Raw genomic sequence first — 23,578 nt, 5'->3', positions numbered from 1 at the left:
TGCTCCTCCGGCGCGATCCCACAGGGCGCGATTAGCGTTCTGCGCGCAATTCAGCGCACCGCGCATCAAGCGCCGCGATGGCAATCTGCAGCGACATCCCTTCATTGAAACCACGGCGAGCAAGTACACCCACGATGCGTCGTAGTGCCTTGTCGCGCTCCTTGCGATCCGGCGGAACGGACTTGATGGAACCGGCCTTCTTTTCTGCCAAAGCATGCGCCATTGCCTCTTCATCGGCAGGGTCGATTTGCTCGAGAGCTTCAGCACGGTCGGCCTCGCTCACGCCTTTTTCACGCAACTCCCTGTTAAGCGCCAAGCGAGACTTCCCGCGACGCTTATGACGCTGGCGCACCCACTCTCGTGCAAAAGCGGCGTCATTCACTAGCCCTGTGTGGGCCAAATCATCCAGTACGTCCTCGATGAGGTCCGGTTCGAAATCCGCCTTAATCAGGCGGTCAGAAAGTTCTTTGCGGGACCTAGATCGTTGGTCCAAAAGTCCTAGAGCGCGGGAGCGAACCTTAGCCTTGGCTTCTTCTGCTTCCCTATCAAAAAGCCCGCCCCCAGCCGCACCACTCTCATAGGCCTCGAGGGCCTGTCGGAGTTGGGCGAGCTTTTCGGGGGCGGGCTGATTCATAATGCAGATTCAGAAGGGGATGCAGACGGTGGGGTACGAAGCTAGACGGTTTTAGTCGTCATCAAAATCGACATTGGGGACAAGATCCACGGACTCATCGGTCAATGGGTCATCAGCGCCGGGAACGTCCATCGCGGCAGCTTCTTCACTCTCGGCTGCGGCCTCACCGATTCCGAGCTTCTGGAAAATCTTTTGCTCAATTTCATTGGCTAGATCCGGGTTATCCTTCAGGAAGTTACGTGCCTTCTCTTTACCTTGGCCCAGCTGATCGCCTTCATAGGTAAACCATGAGCCGGACTTGCGAATAAAGCCATTTTCTACGCCAAGATCAATGATGGAAGACTCGCGGGAAATGCCTTCGCCATACATAATGTCGAACTCGGCAATCTTAAATGGTGGGGAAACCTTGTTCTTTACCACCTTGAGTTTGGTGCGGTTACCAATGGCATCCTGGCCATCCTTCAAGGTCTGAATGCGGCGAATATCGCAGCGAACGGAGGAGTAGAACTTAAGCGCCTTACCACCAGTGGTGGTCTCAGGCGAGCCAAACATTACGCCAATCTTCTCGCGCAGCTGGTTAATGAAGATGGCGGTGGTGCCAGAGTTGTACAGCGCACCGGTCATCTTGCGCAGTGCCTGCGACATCAATCGGGCCTGGAGGCCGACATGGCTATCGCCCATCTCGCCTTCGATTTCCGCCTTCGGGGTCAAAGCCGCCACGGAGTCAACCACGATGATGTCAATAGCGCCGGAGCGCACCAGCATATCGGCGATTTCCAAGGCCTGCTCGCCGGTATCTGGCTGGGAGACCAAGAGATTATCGGTATCCACGCCAAGAAGGCGAGCATACTGTGGGTCGAGAGCATGCTCGGCGTCAATAAACGCGGCAATGCCGCCGTCTTTTTGCGCAGATGCGATGGCATGCAGCGCGACGGTGGTCTTACCAGAAGACTCAGGGCCATAAATCTCTACGATGCGGCCACGCGGGAAACCACCAATGCCCAGAGCGACGTCGATGGCGGTATTGCCCGAAGAAATGGCCTTAATCGGCGGGCGATTGTCATCGCCCAAGCGCATGACAGCGCCCTTGCCATAATCCTTTTCAATCATGGCCATGGCGGCATCGAGCGCCTTCTGGCGGTCATCTCCCTTAGCCGCGGCAGAAGAAGACTTCTTTTTGGTTGCCATAAATTTTCATCCCTATCTTCTAAAACGATGTACTAACGCATAATTAGACTGCTGAGAAACTCAAACGGTTCCCGCCATCAACGCCATCCCACTGTAGACGACTACGTCGACACCTCCGCCATATTACATACATCTGTTCGAATTTCGAAAGCAGACACACCGCTAAGGCGCTCCAAGTGGCGCTACAAAGACGGATAATCGACTCCCAACCTGCGCTCTTTCGGGACGTCAAAGTCATCGCACAGACTCAGCCACACGCGACGCGGATCGACGCCGCGTTCGATAAGCTCATCCGGGGTTGCACCTAGGTCAGGCAAGACATGCGAATGGCTTATCCATTTCCCCTTAGATTCGCCAAATTCATCCACAATGAGCTGGTGGTACTCGGTCAATCGCATGCGGGCCATCCTACTCAGTGTGCGACAGGCCGCGCCAGCAGCCCGGTAAAGGCTAACTGTTCGTCCACCGCCTTTCCTTTGGCACCCAACTTGAAGCTCTAAATGAACATCGTTCAAAACCTATAATTGTCTGCAGTTTTCATGCAGTGCTAACCTCTTCATCATGAAAGAGAACTCTCTGGCCACCACCATTGCATATGTTGCCGTGTTTACCGCCCTTGTCATTGTCCTCGCATTCGTTTCCATTCCCATCGGCTCGGCAGGCGTCCCCATCGTGCTGCAAAATGCAGCGCTTATCCTCGCCGGCTTAATTTTGGGCGGCAAACGCGGCGGATACGTAGGTGTCCTTTTCTTGTTTTTGGGCCTTGCCCTTCCCGTTTTGGCCGGTGGCGGAACCACGCTGCGCGCACTGGCGGGGCCTACCGCGGGCTATATCATCGGCTACGTTCTTTCCCCGGCCATTTCCGGCGCTATCGCCTACCGCTCCCCCAAGAACAAGGGCGGCATGACCCTCGTACTCGCCGTTGCTGCCATGGTCGGCCTCGCCGTCCAGTACATCTGCGGTGCCTTTGGCCTCATGATCCGCTCCGGCTTGGAGATTGGACCGGCCTTTGCCGCCCAGCTGCCCTTCATTCCTGTAGATGCCGCGAAGCTTGTCGTAGCCGTCATTATCGCTCTCGGTGTCCATGCAGCTTTCCCCGATCTAATGGGACGAAAGGCCTCCTAGTGCCCACCATCGATTTTTCCTCGGTCACGGTAGCCTTTGATGGCACCGTCGTGCTTGAGGACATCAACCTCACGCTTACTGAACAGCGCATAGGAATAATCGGCCAAAATGGTGGCGGAAAATCCACGCTGACTAGGCTCATTAACGGCCTGGGAGCTCCCAGTAAGGGTACGGTGACGGTGGACCAGATGGACGTCGCCAAGCAGGGCAAAAAGGTGCGCGAAAAAGTAGGCTTTGTCTTTTCGGACGCCGAAAATCAGATTGTGATGCCCAATGTGCGCGATGACGTGGCATTTTCGCTACGCCGCTTTAAATTACCCAAACACGAGCGCACCGCCCGGGTAGATGCTGCTCTTGAGCGTTTTGGGCTCGGAGAGCTTGCCGAGCGCTCACCGCATACACTTTCCGGCGGACAAAAGCAGCTCCTCGCGCTGGCAGCCGTCATGGTTATCGATCCCATTCTCGTCATCGCTGATGAGCCCACTACCCTGCTGGATCTGCGCAACCGCGATCGGATCAAAAGGGAATTCGCACGGCTGGAGCAGCAGCTGATTGTAGTCACCCACGATCTGGATTTTCTCCGCGATTTTGATCGTGTCATCTGCATCGATGACCATCGCATCGCCGCTGATGGACAACCAGCGGAGGTCATAGATTTCTACCAAAACCTCATGGCCCAGCGGCCGCTGTAGGAAGGATTGCCATGCAGCGACGCACGAATCTCCCGCTCTCGGTCTATGTTGACGGCACCAGCTTTGTTCACCGGCTCAAACCCAGCTGGAAGATCGCATTCCTACTCGTTTTTATTCTGGTCACCAGCCTCTTCTTCAAGTCCATTCCGTGGGCAGCTGGCGGTGTCATCTTTGTTGTCATTCTCTATGGCTGCGCCCAGATTCCACTGCGCATTGCTTGGAGCCAAGTGTGGCCACCGCTGCTATTCTTGGTTCCCTTGGCAAGCTTTCAATGGTGGGCAAAGGACTTCGATTATGCGGCGGTGATGTTCCTCAATGTCTTCGCTGCCATGATGGCCGCATTCTTGCTGACGCTTACGTCCACTGTGGACGCCATCATGGAGTCTTTAGAAGAATCGCTGCAGCCGCTTGAGCGAGTAGGTGTGCCGGTAGAAAACATCAGCCTAGCCATGTCACTGACGATTCGGCTCATCCCACTCATGTTTGAAACCGTCTATGAGGTCCTCGATGCCCGCAAAGCGCGCGGTGCTGGCATGTCGCCTTTGGCATTTGGCACCCCTGTCATCATTCGCTCCATCCGGCGTGCACGGGCCATGGGTGAAGCACTACAAGCCCGAGGCGTCGGCGACTGAGAGCTAAAAATACCGCCTTCCTGGGCCGAGAGATTTTCTTCGGGGAAGGCGGTAATTTCTAAGAAGTTGTGGCTTTACTCCCCACGCAACTCACGCAAACGGGCCTGCACCGCATCGTCGGCAGCGGTGCCAGGCTGCGCTGCGCTATCGGCAGCAGAGCCGGGAGCTTTATTGCCCTCAATAGCCTGGGTTTTATTGCCTTCCACGGACTTGGAGGAGTTCATTTCGCTGCGAATTTGCTCCAAACGGGAGTGGCCGGCCATCTGCACGCCAGCCTGCTGCACCTCTGCCATGCGGTTTTCCACAGAGTTCTCTGCAAGCTCGGCTTGGCCCAATGCCTTGGAATAGCGCCGCTCAATCTTATCACGCACAGAATCCAGGGATGGAGTGTTGCCATTAGCGGTCAGCTCGTTCATGGAGTTCAACGACTCGGAAACCTTTTCCTGCATCTTTGCTTGCTCCAGCTGGGAGAGCAGTTTGGAGCGCTCATTGACCTTTTCACGCAGCGCGGCGTTGTTGCGCTGAACCGCATGCTTAGCCTTTTCAGCCTGCTGCAGCGCTTGGTCGTGCAACTTCTTGGTATCTTCTACGGATTCCTCCGCAGTCACCAACTGGGCGGCGAAAGCCTCGGCTGCATTTTCGTATTCCACGGCTTTGTTCTCATCGCCCTTGGCACGGGCCTGGTCAGCCAATTCCAGAGCCTGACGGGCATTCCCCTGCAGCTTTTCTACCTCAGACAGGCGGCGGTTGAGCTGCATTTCCAGCTGACGCTGGTTACCAATCACGGCAGCGGCCTGCTGAGATAGCTCTTGGTGCTGACGCTGAGCTTCCTCGATGGCCTGCTCGATTTGTACCTTCGGATCGGCGTTTTCCTCGATCTTGTTATCGAAGAGGGCCATCAGGTATTTCCAGGCCTTAACAAATGGGTTCGCCATGGTGTGCTTCAACCTTCCTTGGCTAAATATACGTGCGTTTTGTTCTGCAATTTATAGTAGCGAAGCGCCGTTTCCGCCGCTTGCACTCCCCACTTTCGCCGAGGCTTGGCGACGTCCTCCCCATAATCACCACAGCCGACCTCCTCGCATGGACAAGGCCGGCTGCAGGCACGGCGAACCGCGGTGCTCTAGAGTTCTGATGCGGCAGGCGCCGTGTGGGCAAGCTCCTCATCCATGGAAGGAAGAGCCATGTAACCGGCGGCTTCGATCAGTACGTCAGACACCGAGCAATCTAGCGCGTGGCATACAGACGCGAGCAGTTCAGAGGAGACCTCTTTGCGGCCGCGCTCCAACTCCGAGAGATATCCTGGGGATACGCGAGCTACTCCAGCTAATTCACGCAAGGTTACTCCCTTGTCCGCGCGGAAGGCGCGCAGCGTCAACCCAAGGGCTTCGCGCAAAAGCGGCTCAGGGGTACGAGCAGTGCTGGGTGCCGCCGGTGTTGCGGCGCCGGATATCGAGTGTTCGAGGACTGCAGTAGAAATGTTCATCACTATAGTCAACGCCCCTCTTCCCGTTATTGTTCCCGCCCTACCGGATTTTGTTCCAAAGCTGTTCCTAGTATCCGCAAAGCCGCTGCCACCGTGGCCTCTCGGATCTCATTTCGTTCTTCCCCTAGTCCGGCAAGCAGCTGGGAGAAAGCAACTCTGCCAGGGGAATAGATTCCAATGTAGACCGTGCCTGCTGGCTTGCCCTCTTGTCGGTCTGGGCCCGCGACTCCGGTAAGGCCTATCCCCCAGTCTGCATCGGTTTCTGCCACTGCGGCACGCGCCATAGCCAGAGCGGTCTCGCCGGAAACCACGCCGACGGCCTCGATATCAGCGATAGATTGGCGCAAGAAGTGGGATTTCACCTCGGTGGCATACGTGATTAGACCCCCGCGCAACACAGCCGATGCGCCGGGAACGGACGCCACCGTAGCGCTAGCCAACCCGGCAGTAAGTGACTCGCAGAAGGACACGGTTTCGCCACGCTGGGTGAGCTGTGATACCAGACCAGCCGCCGTAGTGCTCATGGATTCCCTAGCTATTCTGCTTTTTGCCGTCAATGAGATACTGCGCACCGGTGACCACAGTCACCGCTGTTGCCAACAGCATGACTAGGAAGGTAGGTAGGTTCATCCACTCTGGCAGCGGCCACAAGTACAGACCAACGGCCACCGATTGCAATACCGTCTTTAGCTTGCCGCCCTTGGAAGCAGGCACTACCTTTCCGCGGCGCAGCAAAATCATCCGCCAGATGGTGATGCCGAATTCACGGATGAGGATGACAACAGTAATCCACACCGGCAATACCCCAATAATATTGAGGCAGACCAGTGCAGTGGTCATAAGCGCTTTATCCGCGATGGGATCGGCGATTTTGCCGAAGTTAGTGATAAGGCCGCGGGCGCGGGCAATGTCGCCGTCGAGCTTATCGGTCAACATTAGCGCTGCAAATAGGCCAAAAGCCCACCATTCATGGTCTGCGATGACCAGCCATGCAAATACCGGAATGAATAGAATGCGCAGGCTGGTGAGAATATTTGGCAGGTTCCAATTGGACACCTGCGGATTCACATCCGAGGATTGCGCTGACTGTGTTCCGGGTTGATTCACGTTATACATACTACCCGTTAGCACTAAGGGCCTGCGCTTAGATGCCCCTGCAAATTAAAATGCACAGCATGAAGTATTTTGCAGTTAGCTACGACTACAACCCCACTAATCCAGAGATCGCCAAGGCCCGCCCAGCGCACCGCGAATTTACCTCGCAGCTTTTTGAAGAGGGCACCATTATTGCCACCGGCCCGCTGACAGATTCCAAGGGAGGCGCGCTTATCATCGTGGCACTTGACGACGACGCCGTGGTTGCTGATGCCATCGCCCTCATGGACAACGACCCGTTCTATCAGGCCGGCTGCATCACCGGCCGTAGCTTCCGCGAATGGAGTCCCGTCAACGCTCGCTTTTAGTGCGGCAATTCCTCTTTGGGCAGGTCTTCGGCCTTGCCCAAGAATTCGCCTTTCTTATTGCGAACGATCTTATTGCCTTCCTCGTCCCAGTCGAAGTGATTGTGCGATACCGGCACTCCGCCTTGGTTCTCATCTCGCTTATTTTTAATAATCGAGGCGATCACCGTAATAATCAGTACACCCACGATCACGATGAGGGAGGTGATAGTGGAAAACTCTGGAATGGTCTCCACGTTCTCGCCGCCGTTAATAAACGGCAAGTTATTCTCATGCAGCGCGTGGAATAGCAGCTTGACACCAATAAAGCCCAAGATGATGCCCAAACCATAAGGTAGGTACACCAGGCGATCAAGCAGGCCATCAAGCAGGAAATACATCTGGCGCAATCCCATAAGGGAGAATGCGTTGGTGGTAAAGACCAAAAACGCCTCTGAAGTAATGCCGTAGATAGCCGGAATGGAGTCAAAGGCAAACATCACGTCAATGAGGCCAACGGAAACCAGCGCAATAAAAAGCGGGGTAAAGGCAAATTTGCGCTTACCGGCGGAATTCTCCACGCGGTGCGTGAGCTTATCACCGTGGTAGCGCGGAGTAACGTGGACTACCTTGCGGATCAGTTTGATGATGCCCATGTCATTGGGATCGGTCTCAGGGGCATCGCGAACCTCATCGACGATAAGTTTAATCGCCGTGTAAATGAGAAATAGTGCAAAGAGATAGAAAATATCGGACCAAGCAGCAATGACCGCAGCACCCAAGAGGATAAATACTAATCGGCACGCCAAGGCGATGACGATACCGATGAGCAATACCTTTTGCTGGTACTTGCGCGGGATTTTGAAGGCCCCCATGATGAGCGCGAAGACAAAGAGGTTGTCTACTGATAGCGCCTTTTCGGTCACGTAACCCGTGAGGTATTGAATGCCGTGTTCGTGGTCCCAAATGACCCACACACCGGCACCAAAGAGAAGAGCAACACCTACATAGAACAGGGTCCAAAACCCGGATTCCTTCAGCGTTGGCTCGTGCGGGGTCCGCACATGAGAGTAGAAGTCAAAAACAAAGAATCCCAAAATAACGACGATGGAAATCGCCCAGATCCACAATGGCACATGCATTGGTACATCCCTCCGGTCGAAGATACAACAAAATGACCGGAGGTCTCCCCCGCCCGACTACAAAGCAGCCGGGCCGGCACGACCGGGAGCTTGACGCTTCCGTGCTGACGATCGATACCGAAAAATGGGGTACTCCCCTCCAAGACTCGTCCAACTCTACACGATCTTAAAAGGCGCCTGCCGAAGGGTTATACGTTGCCTGGACGGTACGGGTATCACCAGCATCGCCTTCCGGGGAGGAATCGGAGGGTGCGGGAGCATCGGCATCGGAGGAAGCTGCCGCTTCATTCTGCTCCTGCTGCTGCATCTCTTCCTGAATCTCCTTCGGGGCCTCAGCCGGGTCGGCGCCCTTAATCATCCAAATGATGGTATCGAGCTCTTCCGGCTTCACAAGCACTTCGCGGGCCTTTGAGCCCTCGGATGGACCGACAACACCACGGGATTCCATGAGATCCATTAGGCGGCCAGCCTTGGCAAAGCCAATGCGCAGCTTACGCTGCAACATAGAAGTAGATCCCAATTGGGCGGTGACAACCAGCTCGACGGCCTCGAGAAGGTCATCCATATCCTTGCCAATTTCCTCGTCAATTTCCTGCTTGGCCTCGGACTGCTTTTCTTCAGTCACGCCCTCGGTGTAGTTCGGCGCAGCCTGAGACTTCGCGGCATCGACGACGGCCATGACCTCATCATCTGAAACGAACGCGCCCTGCATGCGCACCGGCCGCTTACCCTGCGGGATAAAGAGGCCATCGCCCATACCAATGAGCTTCTCAGCTCCGCCTTGGTCCAAGATGACGCGAGAGTCCGTCAGCGAGGATGTGGCGAAAGCCAAGCGCGAAGGCACATTGGTCTTGATCAAACCGGTAACCACGTCCACGGACGGGCGCTGGGTTGCCAGCACGAGGTGAATACCGGCGGCACGCGCTTTCTGGGTGATGCGGACGATGGAGTCCTCGATCTCCTTCGGCGCGGTCATCATGAGGTCGGCCAGCTCGTCGACGACGCAGACAATGTACGGGTACGGGCGAACCTCGCGCTCGGAACCTGCGGGCGCTTGGTATTCACCGGAGACAACCTTGCGGTTATAGTCCTCGATCTTGCGCACACGAGCAGCCTTCATATCCATGTAGCGCTGCTCCATCTCCTCCACCAGCCACTGCAAGGCAGCCGCCGCCTTCTTCGGCTGAGTGATGATGGGCGTAATCAGGTGCGGAATACCCTCGTACGGGGTAAGCTCCACCATCTTTGGATCCACCAGGATGAGGCGAACCTGCTCTGGGGTAGCGCGGGTAAGCAGCGAGACCAACATGGAGTTTACAAAGGCGGACTTACCCGAACCGGTAGCACCAGCGACCAACAAGTGCGGCATTTTCTGTACTGAGAAGGAGGTGTATTCGCCTTCAATGTCCTTGCCCAATCCGATGAGCATAGGGTCTGGCGAGCTGGTCATGGCTGGCGCATCCAGTACCTCGCGCAGGTGAACCATTTCGCGGTCGGGGTTCGGAACCTCGATACCAACTGCAGATTTGCCTGGAATAGGCGTCAACAAGCGCAGATTATCCGTGGCCACAGCGTAGGCCAAGTTGGATTGTAGGTTCGTAATCTTGGATACCTTGACGCCTGGCCCCAGCTCGATTTCATAGCGGGTCACTGTCGGACCACGGCTGAAGCCGGTTACTTGGGCATCCACCTTGAACTCTTCGAAGACATCGGTGATGGCCTCGATAATGCGGTCATTAATCTCGGTACGCTCTTTGGCCGGAGTACCCGGAGTTAGCAAGTCAGTACTGGGAACCGCGTAATTCTCGTTACCAAACTGCGCAGCAGGTGCAGGAGCAGCTGTAGAGCTCGTCCCTCCTGCGGTTTCGGTTGCAGGCTCAGCGTTATCCACTTGCGCGCCGGTCGTGGCGTCGCGCCCGGAACGCTCACGGAAGAGCTGGCGAGCCTTCTCGTGTGCGGATGAGACCGCATCCGCACCTCCTTCTGCAGCGGCGCCGGCAGCACCTGCAGCAGCACCGGCTGCTGCCGCACCAGCGGCACCTGCAGCTCCGGCGGCAGCAGTTTTGGCTGCGCCACTTGCCGCACCAGCAGCACCAGCAGCGCCGGCCACCGCGCCAGTAGCCGACCCCACAGCGGAGCCTGCAGCGGAACCCGCTGCGGCAGCAGAGCGAGAAGAATTAGAAGCAGGACGCTGGCGCGCGGTGCCCAAAACGCGCGTTGGTTCCGGATCCGCAGACTCTGGCTGAGCGGGCGAAGAAACAGCGGTGTCTTCTACCACTGGGCTCTCATCGGTATCCCCCATCTCGCGCTCTGCCGGCTTATCGGCGGGGTTGGACACGGTTTGGAAACCATCGCGCTTTGGCGCACTGAAGGTGCGGGTTGCGTGTTCCTCTTCTGCCGCAGCGGGGGAATCTACCGGATAAGAGGAACCATGCGGGGCAGGGTCTTCGGAGGAGCGTCGGAAAGCGCGTAGGCTTCCCCCACGTTCAGAGGAACGGCGTTTGGTCGCAGGTCGTGCGGGGCGTTCGCTGCGCTCGCGGCCTTCTGCAATGTCATCGATATCACCGGTGACGTGGCCATAAAGGTCATCACCTTCATCGTCATAAGAGTCATCCTCGGCTCCGCCGAAGCGAGAGAAAGCCGCACCAATGGCATCGGCCACCAACTCGTAGGCCTCGCGGATGGTAATCCCGGTGACCAGCAAAGCGCCGTAAATTATCACCAGAAAAAGCAATGGCACGGCAACGAAGGACGTGAAGGCAGTTTCCAAAAGGCCACCGATGCCGTAGCCGATAACACCGCCAGCACCACCAGCGCTGTCCGGGGTAAAGCCAAGCTCAGGGGTTCCAGCAAAGATATGGATGAGGCTCAGCATGGCCAAGACGATGATGCTGACTCCGCCCACAATGCGCGGTTTGAAGTGACCCGCAGGGCCGGAAATATCCATCATAAGGGCAATGGCCAAAGCTACTAGGGCCACCGGAAGCACCCAGGCGCCCGCACCAATGACATAGCGCACGATATTGCCCACCCAGGCGCCTACTTGGCCGGCGACACCGAACCAGACCGTGGCCGCGAGCACGATGGCAATACCGATAAGCACCAGTGCTACCGCATCGGGATTTTTTACCTGAATGCCGCGCGCTTCTGACTCGCCCACTTCCATAGCGGAAAAGTCTTCTTCCGCCTCTACGTCGCGCGCACGAGTAACCTTGCTTTGCTTCTTTTTCTCCCCGCGTGCAGAAATTTCTTCCGGCTCCCTCGTCGTCTCGTACTCCTTAGTGTCATATGCATCTTCGCTGGGCTTGAGCCCGGCCATTCCATGGCTTATGCCTCGCGCCATATTTCCCATACCGCGAGCCGTGGCACCAAATGCCACGCCCAAGCCCTTGCCGACGGCCCGGAACGCACTGCCCGTGCGCTCCTGCGAGGTCGCCGCTGCGCGCTGATGCGAAGACGTCATGGCCAAGGTCTCCGGCATGCCAGCACCGGACCGGCTGCGGCCGGATGGCCGTGAACGATTCGACTTTCGGCGCGTCCCGCGCGATGAGGCATTTTTGACAGACATGCCTCTACTCTAACCGGGCCACCCCATAAATCACATTAGCCACACGCGTTTCTTTAGCGCTTAGCTCCACAGCCTGACGAGACATCACCCTCATGCAGCGAGGACTTCAGTATTGATGGCTATATCAAGATTAGAAAATTGACTTTACGATGGCCGTGGCATCTCCCTCGACTGAAACTTCGGCAGCCTCCCGCCCAAAGGACCACAGGATGAGCTCGCCAACCTCGCCTGTCACTCTGACTACGGCATCACCCTTGTCAGCCACGTGATGCTTATCCGCTGCGACAATGCGGAGCAAGCCTTCGGGCTGGATAATGACTGGGCGGGTGGATTTTCGCAGGGCCGCCTTAGCTAAGGGTTTCAGGTAGCTATGCATTTGCTGCTTGATCCGGGCGGAGAAATCCCGCGGACCCATTCCATTAGCCCGACGCATGTCCTCGTGGTGCACAAAATGCTCCACGAAATTTTGCTGAGCCTCCACAAAACGAACCGGATTATAGGTGGCCGGCCCCCTCCCCCAGTCATCAACCAGCTCATCAAAATCACGCTCAGCCGCCGTACGTGATTCCTTCTCCAGCTGACCAGACAGTGCGTTGATAAAGATTCCGGCGGCTGCGACGGGGCGATTTTCTCGCACCCACAGATGCACGGCCAAGTCGCGAGTAGTCCAGCCCTCGCACAAGGTAGGGGCATCGGGTCCAAGCTTATGAAATAGCGCGACCATCTTGGCACGCTCGGCAGAAGAAAACGACATAAGCCCCAGCATACCGAGCTGGTTGGCATGCTGGGGCTTCGTCCAATTTAAGGTGCGGTCCCGTGCTATTTACAGGGACTCACGAGAAGCGTCGACGTCCTCCTCATCGGTAACCAACGGGCCGGAGTTGGTCGGCACGATGGTCGGCAAGATAACGGGTTCGCGCTTGTACTTGGAGTCCATGAGCTTGGACACTTTGCGGCGCAGCTTCTGCACCATGCGATAGGTATCGTTCTCGCCTTCTGCAGCGAGATCGTTCATGGTGTTTTCCACCATCTCTGCAACCTCCGGCACGATGCCGCGGTCATCATCGGAGAAGCCCGTGGTAGATACCGTCGGGTGCTCCAGCAAGCGCGAGGTGCGGTTATCAATCACGCAGGTGATTGAAACCACGCCGCCGGCACCCAGGTTGGTGCGATCCGCCAAGGTATCAGCATCCACATCGCCCATGGAAACGCCATCAACGTAGAGGTTGCCGACCTGCATCTGGCCTACAACCTCGGCTCGGCCCTTGCGCAGATCCACGACCACGCCGTTTTGAGCAAGAACCGTACGATCGCGGTCTACGCCAGTAGAAATGGCCAGTTCTTTATTGGCACGCAGGTGGCGCCACTCGCCGTGGACCGGCATAGCGTTGCGCGGGCGGGCTGCGTTGTACAAGAAAAGAAGCTCGCCGGCATAACCGTGGCCAGAAGCGTGCACCTTGACGTCCTGGTTAGTAATGACGTTGGCACCAATTTGGGACAACATGTTGATCACGCCGTAGACGGCTTCCTCATTGCCTGGAATAAGCGAGGAGGAGAAGATGATGGTATCGCCGTCGCGGACGGTGATCTGACGGTGCTCGCGGCGAGCCATTCGGGACAGGGCAGCCATCGGCTCGCCCTGGGTACCGGTGGTAATCAGCATGGTCTTATGCGGAGCCATCTTGGCGGCTTCATCGATAGGGATGATAGTGCCGCGTGGGACCTTCAAGAAGCCCATTTTCTCCGCGATTTCCATATTGCGCATCATCGAACGACCGTTGAAGGCCACCTTGCGGCCGTTTGCCACGGCTGCGTCGATAGCGGCCTGGACGCGATAGACGTTGGAAGCAAAGGATGCCAAGATAACGCGCTGCTTTGCTCCGGCAACTAGGCGCTTAAAGTTAGCGGGGATATCGCCCTCAGAGGCAGATACACCAGGCACAGTGGCGTTGGTGGAATCACACAGCATGAGGTCAACGCCCTCATCACCATAGCGGGACAGGGCTGGTAGGTCCGTTGGACGATTATCCAGTGGGGTCTGGTCCAGCTTGATGTCACCGGTGTGGATGATATTGCCTGCCGGGGTTCCCAACATGATGCCTAGGGCATCTGGCACGGAGTGGTTGACTGCCCAGAAGCGTACGCGGAACGGGCCGTAGGTTACGTCGGACTTCTCATTAACCTCGACGAACTTCGGCTTCTGACGATGTTCCTTACACTTCGCAGCAATAAGCGCGATAGTGAAGCGGGAAGCAACGATTGGGATATCTGGGCGCAGCTTGAGCAGCCACGGGATGGCACCGATGTGGTCCTCGTGCGCGTGAGTAACGACGAGAGCCTTGACCTTGTGGATTTTCTTCTCAATCGGACCGAAGTCAGGCAGGATGAGGTCCACTCCTGGCTCACCGGAGGACGGGAAGAGCACACCGCAGTCGATGATGATGAGGTCGTCACCATACTCGAAGACGGTCATATTACGGCCGATTTCCGAAATGCCACCCAAAGCGTAAATACGCAGCGCATCCTTCGGCTGCTTTGGCGGCTCCGGCAGGCGCTTGGTCAGATCGGCGCCCTGCATAGACTTAGGCACGTTGCGGCGACCTCGGTTATTGCGGCCACGGCCCTTACCGTTGCCATTTCCGTTCTTGCCATTGCCATTCTTGTTATTGCCACCGTGATTGTTATTACCACCGTGGTTATTGCCATTGCCACCACGACCACGGCCGCGGCTGCCACGGGAACGGGAGCGACGATTATTGCCGCCACCATCGTTGTGATTATCGGAAGAATTCTTCTTGTTAGAGTTTTCCTTGTCGCCATTAGCCGAATTATCCTGCGCGGAGTTGCCCGCATCAGTTGCTGGGGCTTGGAAAACTGGCGAAGCCGCCTCGTTGGAGGCGGTTTCGTTTTCCGCCGGTGGTCCCGCCTTGCGGGTCACCTTGCGGGAACGGTTACGGGGTTCATTCATTCTTAGAGGACTCCAGATTGTTCCAGATCACGGCGAAGTACCTCGCGTTCCTCCTCGCTCGCAGCGGTGTTGGGAAGACGGGTATCGCCTACTTCGATGCCCTGCAGGCGCAGGGCTTCCTTTGCAAAAGTCGCTCCGCCCAACCGTGCTTGTGCATGGGTAAGCGGAAGGAGCGTAGTTACATTGATTTCTCGGGCGCGGGCCATATCGCCCGCGTCGAAAGCTTCATAAAGTTCTGCCAAGGCACGCGGTGCAACATGGCCGATGACGGAGATAAAACCAGAAGCACCGAGGGAAAGCCACGGCAGGTTAATCGGATCGTCACCGGAATACCAGGCCAGACCGGTTTCTCGGATGAGTTCTGCGGCCGCAGGAAGATCGCCCTTGGCGTCCTTCACGGCTTGGATGGTCGGCAATTCCGCTAGGCGGCGGAGTGTATCCGGCGCTACTGGGATGCCCGAGCGGCCAGGGATGTCATAGACACAGATCGGTAGATCCGTGGCTTGCGCGACTGCGGCAAAGTGCTCGTAAACGCCCTTTTGGGAAGGCTTAGAGTAGTACGGAGTAACCACCAATAGGCTATCTGCCCCCGCCTCCGCGGTGGCCTTAGCTAACTTGATGGAGGCTGCGGTGTCATTCGTTCCAGCACCGGCGCAAAGCTTTGCGCGGTCTCCTACTTCTTCCTTTACGGCTTTGAGCAGCTCCAGCTTCTCTTCAACCGAGGTGGTCGGTGACTCGCCCGTGGTTCCACCGAGGATGAGCGAATCAACGCCATTGTCAACGAGATGAGCTGCTAGGCGACGACCTGCTGCAACGTCCAGCGCACCGTCACGATCAAACGGGGTGACCATGGCGACGCCGATGCGTCCAAAGGTGTCGACGCCAGTCTTTGCTGTCATACCTGTGCTCATAGCCGTCAAGATTACCCTTTTGACTAACAATTAGCCGCATCGGGTCTACGCGCGTGTTAGGCGTAGGGGCTCGCTGCCATCTTCGTGCCATCAGCCAACGTGGTGATATTGAAGTCATCAAAGAGGACCGGCGCCTTGCTTTGTAACAACTTCAGACACGCAACTGCAACGTGGCGCAACTCTTCGTCAGCTTGCTCCGCCGCACGTGCACCGATAAAGTGCCGCCACGCACGATAATTGCCGGTGACAACAATGCGGGTTTCTGTGGCGTTGGGAAGCACGGCACGAGCGGCCTGGCGGGCCTGCTTTTTGCGCAGGAGCGCGTTGGGCTCGTCCAGCTTCTCCTCTAGTGCGTTAAGCAACTCATCGTAGACGAAGCGAGTTTCATCGACCGCTTGCATAACCAGCCGGCTGAGCTGCTCGTCCTCGGCAACCATTTTCGGCAGGACAACTTCAGTTTCATTTGGGTGAACAAAGCGTTGAGAAAGCTGGGAGAAGGAAAAGTGCCGGTGTCGCACGAGCTCATGGCTGGCCGAACGCGACAATCCTGTGATGTACATCGTGGCCGTGGCATGCTCTAGCAAAGCCGTATGGCCTACCTCCATGATGTGGTGCAGGTAGGCCTCATTGGTTGCCGTGCGTGGATTTGGCTTATCAAAAGACTCGTAGCACGCCCTGCCAGCGAACTCGACGAGCGCTTCTCCATCGGATGCCGATTTATCCGCGTGCCAACCCACTCCCTGCGGGGCCTGAAACTGCGTTGCGGCAATGAGCTGGATATCTAGCTCACTTGCTTTAGCCATGGCTTAAAGACCCAAGTACTTGTCTAGGCCCACAACCAGTCCCGGGTGATCCGCAATCTGGCGCACGCCTACCAGCACGCCCGGGGTAAAGGACGCACGATCATAAGAATCCTGGCGGATGGTCAACGACTGGCCTTGGGCGCCAAAGATAACCTCTTCATGTGCCACCATGCCTCGGGTACGTACTGCGTGGACCGGAATGCCGTCGACATTGGCACCACGCGCGCCGTCCAACTGCTTTTCCGTGGCATCGGGCATCTCGCCAAGGCCAGCCTCCTTGCGTGCGGCGGCAATACCTTCAGCAGTATGGATTGCAGTACCGGAAGGAGCATCTAACTTGGTCGGGTGATGGAATTCGATGACCTCTGCGGTTTCAAAGAACTTGGCGGCCTGCTTCGCCAGCACCATCGTGAGCACCGCGGAGATGGCAAAGTTCGGAGCAATAAGGACATTGCCGGCTCCGTCCTGCTTAGTCCACTCCTCTACTTGCGCCAAGCGTTCCTTATCAAAACCGGTGGTACCTACCACGCAGTGGATACCGTGGGCGATGCAGAATTCAAGGTTGCCCATGACGGAATCCGGCTGGGTAAAGTCCACGATGACTTCTGCGTGGGCGTCGACAAGCTGCTGCAAATCATCACCGCGGTCGATTTCTGCCACCAGCTCTAGGTCATCCTCCGCGCTAACACCTTCGACGATTGCTTGGCCCACACGTCCGTGGGCGCCTAGAACGCCAACCTTGATTGCCATGGTGTGCTCTCCTTACTTCAGCCACATTCTTAGTACTTTTCTCTCCATCCTAACGCGCATGACAGCTGCGCAATTCCTCGCCTGTCTGAAAGGACGTGTGCTTCTAAACGATGACTTACATTCGTCACTAGGATGGCCTGCATGCAGATTTATATCGCTTCTGTTCCTGTAGATGATGTTTCACGCGCTCACGATTTCTACGTCAACACCCTAGGCTTCCGCGTTAAGGATGACGTTACGCACGGCGATTTCCGGTGGCTTACCGTCACCAATGCCGATGGTGAAGGAGATACTGAGCTGCTTCTGGAGCCGAAGGGGCATCCCGCTGCAAAAGACTATGCCGCAGCACTAAAGGCCGATCGAATCCCAGTGACCCAGTTCCTTTCGGCAGATATTGAAAAGGAATACAAGGACCTCAATGACAAGGGCGTGCACTTTACCATGGAGCCTACCGATGTTGGCCCGTCCATCATTGCGGTTTTTGATGACACCGTAGGTAACCTTATTCAGCTCGTACAGTTAAAGAAGTAGGTTCACCCCTCTGCGACTTGCCTCATGCGAGGATTAACAATTGCATCACTTTATAATCCCCGCCCCGTCTGCCCCAGTAGAATGAGGCTTATAGGACGGTAAGCACGAAGGAAGTGATGAACTTGTCTCGCTCATTTTTCTCTCGCCCTCTCGCCATAGTCACCAGCGCAGGATGTGCTTTAGCACTTGCCGCTTGTTCCACCGAGGACACCGCGCAGCAAAGCTCACCAGCAGTCAGCGGGGTTCAGTCAACTATCGACACGACTGAGGCCAAGACCAACACCGCCGCACCTACTACTTCCGCCCCGCAAAGTACCTCAGCGGCGGATGCTGGTCAGCAAAAAATCCCACAAGCCGCGTTCCCAGTTGCGTTTGCGGGCATGGGTACGGCCTCGCTCGAGGACCAACAGCATATGCCGAAAGGGCTAGGAAACCTCATCCCCACTGGTGTGCGAGTAGCAGCACACGATGGGTTTACTCGCGTTGTCATTGACTTAGAGGGCGAAGGTGAACCGGGGTGGTTTACCTCCTATACCGATGCCCCTGCCCAACAGGCATCTGGAAAGCCAGTTGCGGTCCAAGGAAATACGTTCCTCAACCTAGACATAGAGGGAACGCCATGGCCTTCAACTCCTGAGCTCAAGGAAAAGTATATGTCACCAGGAACTACACCTGGTGCCGGCGTAGTAAGCGAAATCAACTACACCACCACGTTTGAAGCACAAACCCAGCTCATTATCGGCCTGGAGAAAAAGACGCCCTACTCCGTCACCTATCTCCAGGACCCGTCACGTGTGGTGATTGATTTCCAGAATTAGAGTTCCGGCATCGATGCTCGGTGGCGTGCAAAGCCAAGAAAGGCCCTGAATTCCAGCTCACCAGCTGGAACTCAGGGCCTTCTTTAGGCTTTAGGATTAGTCCTCTACTGGAACCAGAGAAATCTTGCCACGGTTATCGATGTCCGCGATTTCTACCTGCACCTTATCGCCAACGTTGATGACATCTTCTACCTTTTCGATGCGCTCGTCGCCACCAAGGTTAGAGATGTGAATCAGGCCATCGCGACCCGGGGTCAGGGAAACGAATGCACCAAACGGAACAGTCTTTACCACGGTGCCCAGGAAGCGCTCTCCCACCTTCGGCAGCTGTGGGTTCGCAATGGAGTTGACCTTATCGATGGCAGCATCTGCGGCTTCACCAGTAGCAGCGGAAACAAAGACGGTTCCGTCATCCTCAATGGAGACATCCGCACCGGTTTCCTCGGTGATCTGGTTGATGGTCTTGCCCTTTGGTCCAATGAGCTCGCCGATCTTATTGACCGGAATCTTCACCGAGGTGATCTTCGGGGCAAGGCCGGACATCTCATCCGGCGTATCGATAACCTCAGCCATGGTCTCCAGGATGGTAGAACGGGCATCGCGAGCCTGCTCCAGAGCCTGGGCCAGAACCTTAGAAGGAATGCCATCCAACTTGGTGTCCAGCTGCAGAGCGGTGATGTACTCAGAGGTGCCGGCAACCTTGAAGTCCATATCGCCAAATGCGTCCTCGGCGCCGAGGATATCGGTGAGGGCGACGAACTTTTCCTTGCCGTCGACCTCGCCAGAAACCAAGCCCATCGCGATGCCGGCTACCGGAGCCTTTAACGGAACACCGGCGTTGTAGAGAGACAACGTGGAGGCGCACACGGAGCCCATGGAGGTAGAGCCGTTGGAGCCCAAGGCCTCAGAGACCTGACGGATAGCATATGGGAAATCTTCGCGGGAAGGAATAACCGGAAGTAGGGCGCGCTCAGCCAGAGCGCCGTGGCCGATCTCGCGGCGCTTCGGCGAGCCCACACGGCCAGTCTCACCGGTGGAAAATGGCGGGAAATTGTAGTGGTGCATATAGCGCTTGGATTCCACTGGGGTCAGGGAATCGATCTGCTGTTCCATCTTGAGCATGTCCAGCGTGGTGACACCCAAGATTTGGGTCTCTCCGCGCTCAAATAGCGAAGATCCGTGAGCGCGCGGTACCAAATCCACCTCAACGGACAAGTCACGGATATCGGTCACGCCGCGGCCATCGATGCGGAAGCCCTCAGACAGGATCTTTTGGCGCACGATCTGCTTCATTAGGGCGTTATAAGCGCCGCGGATCTGCTTAGAAGCATCCGCCTCATCGAGGTCCGCGAACTGGTCAAGGAGCTTGTCTTCGACCTGCTCCATGTAATCATTAGTGGCTTCGTCGCGTTCCTGCTTGCCCGGAATGGTCAGCAGCTTCTCCAGTTTCTTAGCAGCGGCCTTTTCCACTGCCTCGAATACATCATCACCGTATGCCGGGAACAGTGGGAATTCCTGGGTCTCCTTGGCGGCACGCTCTGCCAGACCGTTCTGGGCCTCACACAAGGTCTTAATGAAAGGCTTGGCTGCCTCCAAACCTTCAGCAACGGCTGGCTCCTGCGGCGCAGGAGCGCCATCAGCAATGCGCTCTGCAACGTTGGTGCCGGCACCGGCCTCAACCATCATGATGGCTACGTCATCCTTGCGTCCCTTTTTGACGATGCGGCCAGCGACGACCATCTCAAATAGCGCGCGCTCATGCTGCTCGTGGTTCGGGAAGGCCACCCACTGGCCTTCTGGGTGCTTATCATCAGCGATAAGTGCCATGCGGACGCCGCCGACAGCGCCGGAGACAGGGAGTCCGGACAGTTGGGTGGCAGCGGAGGCGCCGTTGATAGCAACGACGTCGTAGTACTCTTCCGGATCCTGGGACATCACAGTGACGACGACCTGAACCTCGTTGCGCAGACCTTTGACAAAAGTCGGGCGCAGCGGGCGATCGATGAGGCGGCACGCCAAGATGGCCTCAGAAGATGGGCGGCCTTCACGGCGGAAGAAGGAACCCGGAATCTTACCGGCGGCATACATGCGCTCTTCAACGTCTACGGTCAGGGGGAAGAAATCGAATCCTTCACGCGGCTGGTTAGAAGCGGTAGTGGTGGCCAACAACATGGTGTCATCGTCCAAGTAGGTGGTCACAGAGCCGTCTGCCTGGCGGGCCAGCTGGCCGGTTTCAAAGCGCAGGGTGCGGGTGCCAAAGTCGCCATTGTCTAGCGTGGCAATGGCCTCGGTAATGCCAAAGTCCTCGTCAATATTGAACTCGACGGAGTTCTGAACGCTCATTAAAAAATGTCTCCTTGAGTGGTTTAGGCGATCGTCGGTGCCGCCTGGTCGATTTTGTCTATGACAACGGTGTCAAATTCTAACAGAAAAACCACAAAAGCCCCGCCAAAAGGCGGGGCGAAATGGCCGAAGCTGGACCGAAACTAGCGGCGCAGGCCCAGGCGAGAAATCAGATCACGGTAGCGATCGATGTTGTTCTCGGCCAGGTACTTCAGCAGGCCACGACGGCGACCAACCATGAGCAACAGACCACGACGGGAGTGGTGATCGTGCTTGTGGAACTTCAGGTGCTCGGTCAAAGTATTGATGCGGGAGGTCAGCAGGGCAACCTGTGCCTCGGGGGAACCGGTATCGGTTTCGTGCAGACCGTACTCCTTGAGGATTTCGGCCTTCTTCTCAGTGGTCAATGCCATGAGTATTTCTCCTTTATTTCAGTCCACATTATCGTGACGCATAAGCTCGCGCTGCGCGCATAACTTGTGCGTGCCGCAACTGCTGTGAACCGCAGTCGCTAAGCCAAAGAAACACCTTACAGCGCGCAGGCACAGAAAATCAAAACCACCTGGCCCCTAAGTCTGGCCTGCTAGAGCTCGCTAAAAAGCGTTTCCAATAGTTCTACAAACTCCCGCACAAAACGCTCGCTATCCACGCCCACAGCTACTTTCGCGGTTGCCGGTGTGGAAAGCCGGTTTTCGTCTGCGATCGTACGGCCGCGGGTAGGGCCAGTGGTGTCAGCTTTGAGGTTTATCGAAAGGACGTCGACAAGCGAGGCATCTGCCGCTACCGCTACGGCCAGTGGATCGTGCAGCCCACAGCCGCCCAAGTGTGGCGATGTGGTGGCATAGGCCCGAATGTAATAGTCCACCATGTCCGCGAAGATGCGCCCAGCGCGGGTACCGGTAGCGCGCCAACGAACTGATTCTTTAGTGGTCAACAGCGTGCGCAAGGTGACGTCCAGCCCCACCATGGTGGTATCGATGGTGTGCTGGAAAAGATAATCGGTCGCCTCCGGATCCTGGGAAATATTGGCCTCAGACCATGGAGTGACATTGCCAGGGACAGTGAGAGCTCCACCCATCATCACCAGATGCGCATTAGCGGCGAAATTGGGGTCTTGGCGCATTGCGGCAGCGATCGTGGTGGAAGGGCCGGTGGGAATAATGACCAAGTCATCGCCATGTTCATGGACTGCTTGGATGAGGAATTCTGCCGCGGGTTGGGACTGGGCCTGCCCGGTTGCCGGCGGTAGGAGGACCTCGCCCACGCCGTTGCGGCCGTGGATGAAGGAGGAAATATCGCTCGGCTGAAAACCATCGGGGCTCGAGCCGGCAAAGACCGGGATATTGTCTTTGCCCAGCAGCTCCAAAAGGGCCAGTGTATTGCGCACGGCTAACGGTACGGTCACGTTGCCGTACGTGCAGGTCACGCCGATTAATTCCAGGTCTGGATGAGCGATGGCATATGCCAGCGCTAAGGCATCATCAATGCCGGTATCAAGATCGAGAATGGCCTTCATTTATTTCTCCCGTAAGAAGTAGTCTTTGGCGGTCCAGCCTTGAGCCTTAGCATCGGCAGCAAGCACCTGACGGGCCTTGGCTACATCATTAGCCATGGCGTCTAGCAGCTCATCTACGGAATTGAACTTCACCATATCGCGAAGATGGCTGACGAAATGCACCGTGGCCTCATATCCATACAGATCCGCATCGCGGTCGAGTACGAAGGACTCGATGGAGCGCTCCTCATCACCAAAAGTGGGGTTGGTTCCCACGGAAATTGCAGCCGCATAAGCCACGCCTGGGCGCATATCACCATCAATAGAAGCCTCAGAGTGGACGATAAACCAGCCCGCGTAAACGCCATCGGCCGGGATGGCCACCGTATCCGGGAAGTACTGATTGGCCGTAGGAAATCCCAGTTCCTTTCCTCCCCGACCTGCCCCGCGTACTACGGGCCCGGTCACGGTGAAATGGCGGCCGAGCGCCCAATTGGCGGATTCAACGTCCCCGTTTGCAAGGCACTCGCGAATATGGGTGGAGCAAATGCGCACGCCAGCATCATCCAGCAACGGGACGATATCCACGCTAAAGCCGAACTCGGCTCCGAAATCTTGCATAGCCTGGGCAGTTCCGGTGGCACCCGCGCCAAAGGTAAAGTTCTCCCCCACCACAATGTGCTGGGCGTTGAGCTTTCCTATCAATAGTTCTTCTACGTAGGGCCGCGGCTCCACGCCGGCTAGGTCCCGCGTGAAGTCGATGACTAGCACGGCTTCAATACCCATCTCTTCGGCCAATTCCAGCCGGCGCTCAAAGCTCAGCACCGCCAGTGGGGCGCGCTCCGGCAGGAATACTGACACTGGGTGCGGGTTAAAGGTCACCATGACTGGAAGCTCGTCATTGGCGCGCGCGTGCTCCACGCAGGCGGAAATGAGCTGCTGATGGCCGCGGTGCAAGCCGTCAAAGACGCCGATGGTTATTGACGTTGGGCCCACTTGCGCGGGGATCTCATTGATTCCGTACCAAATATCCACGCAGACCATCGTAGAGCA

At 56.7% G+C, this 23,578-nt stretch carries 24 protein-coding genes; 6 read left to right on the top strand and 18 right to left on the bottom strand.

What is annotated here, in order from left to right:
• Window positions 1–31: 31 nt before the first annotated feature.
• The 3 genes from recX to L8V22_RS01520 all read right to left on the bottom strand — a co-directional run bounded on the left by recX (window position 32) and on the right by L8V22_RS01520 (window position 2,220).
• A complete protein-coding gene (recX, locus tag L8V22_RS01530) occupies window positions 32–634 on the bottom strand; it encodes a recombination regulator RecX (RefSeq protein ID WP_238799772.1) in 603 nt (200 codons plus the stop codon).
• Between the two features lie 51 nt (window positions 635–685).
• Window positions 686–1,822, bottom strand: coding sequence for a recombinase RecA (recA, locus tag L8V22_RS01525; protein WP_238799770.1), 1,137 nt, complete (start codon window positions 1,820–1,822; stop codon window positions 686–688).
• A 182-nt stretch (window positions 1,823–2,004) separates the two neighbouring features.
• The gene (locus L8V22_RS01520) at window positions 2,005–2,220 is read right to left on the bottom strand and encodes a DUF3046 domain-containing protein (RefSeq protein ID WP_238799768.1); all 216 of its coding nucleotides are present in this window, start codon (window positions 2,218–2,220) and stop codon (window positions 2,005–2,007) included.
• Between the two features lie 163 nt (window positions 2,221–2,383).
• Here L8V22_RS01520 and L8V22_RS01515 point away from each other — a divergent pair, with 163 nt between their 5' ends.
• The 3 genes from L8V22_RS01515 to L8V22_RS01505 are packed head-to-tail and all read left to right on the top strand — an operon-like array spanning window position 2,384 to window position 4,271.
• Complete coding sequence (locus L8V22_RS01515) at window positions 2,384–2,947, top strand: biotin transporter BioY (RefSeq protein ID WP_238799766.1); 564 nt, start codon at window positions 2,384–2,386, stop codon at window positions 2,945–2,947.
• Window positions 2,947–3,639 carry an energy-coupling factor ABC transporter ATP-binding protein gene (locus tag L8V22_RS01510; RefSeq protein ID WP_238799765.1) on the top strand — a complete coding sequence of 231 codons (693 nt, stop codon included), beginning with the start codon at window positions 2,947–2,949 and terminating at the stop codon, window positions 3,637–3,639. The genes L8V22_RS01515 and L8V22_RS01510 overlap by 1 nt, the downstream gene beginning before the upstream one ends.
• 11 nt (window positions 3,640–3,650) lie before the next feature.
• A complete protein-coding gene (locus L8V22_RS01505) occupies window positions 3,651–4,271 on the top strand; it encodes an energy-coupling factor transporter transmembrane component T family protein (protein WP_238799764.1) in 621 nt (206 codons plus the stop codon).
• 74 nt (window positions 4,272–4,345) lie between these two features.
• Here L8V22_RS01505 and L8V22_RS01500 read toward each other — a convergent pair whose 3' ends face one another.
• The 4 genes from L8V22_RS01500 to pgsA form a co-directional block, all read right to left on the bottom strand.
• Window positions 4,346–5,206 (bottom strand): PspA/IM30 family protein, encoded by an 861-nt coding sequence (locus L8V22_RS01500; protein ID WP_238799763.1) that lies wholly within the window; start codon window positions 5,204–5,206, stop codon window positions 4,346–4,348.
• A gap of 188 nt (window positions 5,207–5,394) precedes the next feature.
• Complete coding sequence (locus L8V22_RS01495) at window positions 5,395–5,757, bottom strand: helix-turn-helix domain-containing protein (protein ID WP_238800065.1); 363 nt, start codon at window positions 5,755–5,757, stop codon at window positions 5,395–5,397.
• Window positions 5,758–5,783: 26 nt separating this feature from the next.
• A complete protein-coding gene (locus L8V22_RS01490; protein WP_238799761.1) occupies window positions 5,784–6,281 on the bottom strand; it encodes a CinA family protein in 498 nt (165 codons plus the stop codon).
• Between the two features lie 7 nt (window positions 6,282–6,288).
• Window positions 6,289–6,873 carry a CDP-diacylglycerol--glycerol-3-phosphate 3-phosphatidyltransferase gene (gene pgsA, locus L8V22_RS01485; protein ID WP_238799759.1) on the bottom strand — a complete coding sequence of 195 codons (585 nt, stop codon included), beginning with the start codon at window positions 6,871–6,873 and terminating at the stop codon, window positions 6,289–6,291.
• Between the two features lie 59 nt (window positions 6,874–6,932).
• Here pgsA and L8V22_RS01480 point away from each other — a divergent pair, with 59 nt between their 5' ends.
• Window positions 6,933–7,220 (top strand): YciI family protein, encoded by a 288-nt coding sequence (locus L8V22_RS01480; RefSeq protein WP_238799757.1) that lies wholly within the window; start codon window positions 6,933–6,935, stop codon window positions 7,218–7,220.
• Here the strand turns inward: L8V22_RS01480 and L8V22_RS01475 are convergent.
• From L8V22_RS01475 to dapB, 7 genes are all read right to left on the bottom strand, one after another.
• Window positions 7,217–8,338 carry a TerC family protein gene (locus tag L8V22_RS01475; RefSeq protein ID WP_238799755.1) on the bottom strand — a complete coding sequence of 374 codons (1,122 nt, stop codon included), beginning with the start codon at window positions 8,336–8,338 and terminating at the stop codon, window positions 7,217–7,219. The two genes, L8V22_RS01480 and L8V22_RS01475, sit on opposite strands and share 4 nt — an antisense overlap.
• Window positions 8,339–8,504: 166 nt before the next feature.
• Complete coding sequence (locus tag L8V22_RS01470) at window positions 8,505–11,819, bottom strand: FtsK/SpoIIIE family DNA translocase (protein ID WP_420839929.1); 3,315 nt, start codon at window positions 11,817–11,819, stop codon at window positions 8,505–8,507.
• 217 nt (window positions 11,820–12,036) lie between these two features.
• On the bottom strand, window positions 12,037–12,672 hold the full coding sequence (locus L8V22_RS01465; RefSeq protein WP_238799750.1) for a TIGR03085 family metal-binding protein: 636 nt from the start codon (window positions 12,670–12,672) through the stop codon (window positions 12,037–12,039).
• 57 nt (window positions 12,673–12,729) lie between these two features.
• Window positions 12,730–14,874, bottom strand: coding sequence for a ribonuclease J (locus L8V22_RS01460; protein WP_238799749.1), 2,145 nt, complete (start codon window positions 14,872–14,874; stop codon window positions 12,730–12,732).
• Window positions 14,875–14,876: 2 nt separating this feature from the next.
• On the bottom strand, window positions 14,877–15,785 hold the full coding sequence (dapA, locus tag L8V22_RS01455; protein WP_238799747.1) for a 4-hydroxy-tetrahydrodipicolinate synthase: 909 nt from the start codon (window positions 15,783–15,785) through the stop codon (window positions 14,877–14,879).
• 56 nt (window positions 15,786–15,841) lie between these two features.
• On the bottom strand, window positions 15,842–16,588 hold the full coding sequence (gene thyX, locus L8V22_RS01450; protein WP_269966377.1) for an FAD-dependent thymidylate synthase: 747 nt from the start codon (window positions 16,586–16,588) through the stop codon (window positions 15,842–15,844).
• 3 nt (window positions 16,589–16,591) lie between these two features.
• Complete coding sequence (dapB, locus tag L8V22_RS01445; RefSeq protein WP_238799743.1) at window positions 16,592–17,338, bottom strand: 4-hydroxy-tetrahydrodipicolinate reductase; 747 nt, start codon at window positions 17,336–17,338, stop codon at window positions 16,592–16,594.
• 141 nt (window positions 17,339–17,479) lie between these two features.
• Here dapB and L8V22_RS01440 point away from each other — a divergent pair, with 141 nt between their 5' ends.
• Window positions 17,480–17,869, top strand: coding sequence for a VOC family protein (locus tag L8V22_RS01440; RefSeq protein WP_238799741.1), 390 nt, complete (start codon window positions 17,480–17,482; stop codon window positions 17,867–17,869).
• A 122-nt stretch (window positions 17,870–17,991) separates the two neighbouring features.
• On the top strand, window positions 17,992–18,687 hold the full coding sequence (locus tag L8V22_RS01435) for an AMIN-like domain-containing (lipo)protein (RefSeq protein WP_420839925.1): 696 nt from the start codon (window positions 17,992–17,994) through the stop codon (window positions 18,685–18,687).
• Between the two features lie 96 nt (window positions 18,688–18,783).
• Here the strand turns inward: L8V22_RS01435 and L8V22_RS01430 are convergent, their stop codons facing one another.
• The 4 genes from L8V22_RS01430 to L8V22_RS01415 all read right to left on the bottom strand — a co-directional run bounded on the left by L8V22_RS01430 (window position 18,784) and on the right by L8V22_RS01415 (window position 23,569).
• Window positions 18,784–21,030: a polyribonucleotide nucleotidyltransferase gene (locus L8V22_RS01430; RefSeq protein WP_238799739.1), complete on the bottom strand. Its 2,247-nt coding sequence runs from the start codon at window positions 21,028–21,030 to the stop codon at window positions 18,784–18,786.
• A 143-nt stretch (window positions 21,031–21,173) separates the two neighbouring features.
• Entirely contained in the window at window positions 21,174–21,443 is a 270-nt protein-coding gene (gene rpsO, locus L8V22_RS01425; RefSeq protein WP_238799737.1) for a 30S ribosomal protein S15, read from the bottom strand.
• Between the two features lie 170 nt (window positions 21,444–21,613).
• Window positions 21,614–22,546: a nucleoside hydrolase gene (locus tag L8V22_RS01420; protein ID WP_238799734.1), complete on the bottom strand. Its 933-nt coding sequence runs from the start codon at window positions 22,544–22,546 to the stop codon at window positions 21,614–21,616.
• Entirely contained in the window at window positions 22,547–23,569 is a 1,023-nt protein-coding gene (locus tag L8V22_RS01415; protein ID WP_238799732.1) for a bifunctional riboflavin kinase/FAD synthetase, read from the bottom strand.
• Window positions 23,570–23,578 lie beyond the last annotated feature (9 nt).

The organism is Corynebacterium yonathiae, from assembly GCF_027570195.1.
Classification (GTDB): domain Bacteria; phylum Actinomycetota; class Actinomycetes; order Mycobacteriales; family Mycobacteriaceae; genus Corynebacterium; species Corynebacterium yonathiae.
This window is presented reverse-complemented; position numbering and strand designations above follow the sequence as displayed.

What these genes read in the sequence shown, in the direction of transcription:
- dapA (WP_238799747.1), bottom strand. Translation starts at nt 15,785, where the DNA reads ATGAGCACAGGTATGACAGCAAAGACTGGCGTCGACACCTTTGGACGC.
- dapB (WP_238799743.1), bottom strand. Translation starts at nt 17,338, where the DNA reads ATGGCAATCAAGGTTGGCGTTCTAGGCGCCCACGGACGTGTGGGCCAA.
- rpsO (WP_238799737.1), bottom strand. Translation starts at nt 21,443, where the DNA reads ATGGCATTGACCACTGAGAAGAAGGCCGAAATCCTCAAGGAGTACGGT.
- L8V22_RS01505 (WP_238799764.1), top strand. Translation starts at nt 3,651, where the DNA reads ATGCAGCGACGCACGAATCTCCCGCTCTCGGTCTATGTTGACGGCACC.
- pgsA (WP_238799759.1), bottom strand. Translation starts at nt 6,873, where the DNA reads ATGTATAACGTGAATCAACCCGGAACACAGTCAGCGCAATCCTCGGAT.
- L8V22_RS01475 (WP_238799755.1), bottom strand. Translation starts at nt 8,338, where the DNA reads ATGCATGTGCCATTGTGGATCTGGGCGATTTCCATCGTCGTTATTTTG.
- L8V22_RS01415 (WP_238799732.1), bottom strand. Translation starts at nt 23,569, where the DNA reads ATGGTCTGCGTGGATATTTGGTACGGAATCAATGAGATCCCCGCGCAA.
- L8V22_RS01465 (WP_238799750.1), bottom strand. Translation starts at nt 12,672, where the DNA reads ATGCTGGGGCTTATGTCGTTTTCTTCTGCCGAGCGTGCCAAGATGGTC.
- L8V22_RS01420 (WP_238799734.1), bottom strand. Translation starts at nt 22,546, where the DNA reads ATGAAGGCCATTCTCGATCTTGATACCGGCATTGATGATGCCTTAGCG.
- L8V22_RS01490 (WP_238799761.1), bottom strand. Translation starts at nt 6,281, where the DNA reads ATGAGCACTACGGCGGCTGGTCTGGTATCACAGCTCACCCAGCGTGGC.
- recX (WP_238799772.1), bottom strand. Translation starts at nt 634, where the DNA reads ATGAATCAGCCCGCCCCCGAAAAGCTCGCCCAACTCCGACAGGCCCTC.
- L8V22_RS01515 (WP_238799766.1), top strand. Translation starts at nt 2,384, where the DNA reads ATGAAAGAGAACTCTCTGGCCACCACCATTGCATATGTTGCCGTGTTT.
- L8V22_RS01430 (WP_238799739.1), bottom strand. Translation starts at nt 21,030, where the DNA reads ATGAGCGTTCAGAACTCCGTCGAGTTCAATATTGACGAGGACTTTGGC.
- L8V22_RS01495 (WP_238800065.1), bottom strand. Translation starts at nt 5,757, where the DNA reads ATGAACATTTCTACTGCAGTCCTCGAACACTCGATATCCGGCGCCGCA.
- L8V22_RS01520 (WP_238799768.1), bottom strand. Translation starts at nt 2,220, where the DNA reads ATGCGATTGACCGAGTACCACCAGCTCATTGTGGATGAATTTGGCGAA.
- L8V22_RS01500 (WP_238799763.1), bottom strand. Translation starts at nt 5,206, where the DNA reads ATGGCGAACCCATTTGTTAAGGCCTGGAAATACCTGATGGCCCTCTTC.
- L8V22_RS01460 (WP_238799749.1), bottom strand. Translation starts at nt 14,874, where the DNA reads ATGAATGAACCCCGTAACCGTTCCCGCAAGGTGACCCGCAAGGCGGGA.
- recA (WP_238799770.1), bottom strand. Translation starts at nt 1,822, where the DNA reads ATGGCAACCAAAAAGAAGTCTTCTTCTGCCGCGGCTAAGGGAGATGAC.
- thyX (WP_269966377.1), bottom strand. Translation starts at nt 16,588, where the DNA reads ATGGCTAAAGCAAGTGAGCTAGATATCCAGCTCATTGCCGCAACGCAG.
- L8V22_RS01440 (WP_238799741.1), top strand. Translation starts at nt 17,480, where the DNA reads ATGCAGATTTATATCGCTTCTGTTCCTGTAGATGATGTTTCACGCGCT.
- L8V22_RS01480 (WP_238799757.1), top strand. Translation starts at nt 6,933, where the DNA reads ATGAAGTATTTTGCAGTTAGCTACGACTACAACCCCACTAATCCAGAG.
- L8V22_RS01470 (WP_420839929.1), bottom strand. Translation starts at nt 11,819, where the DNA reads ATGCCGGAGACCTTGGCCATGACGTCTTCGCATCAGCGCGCAGCGGCG.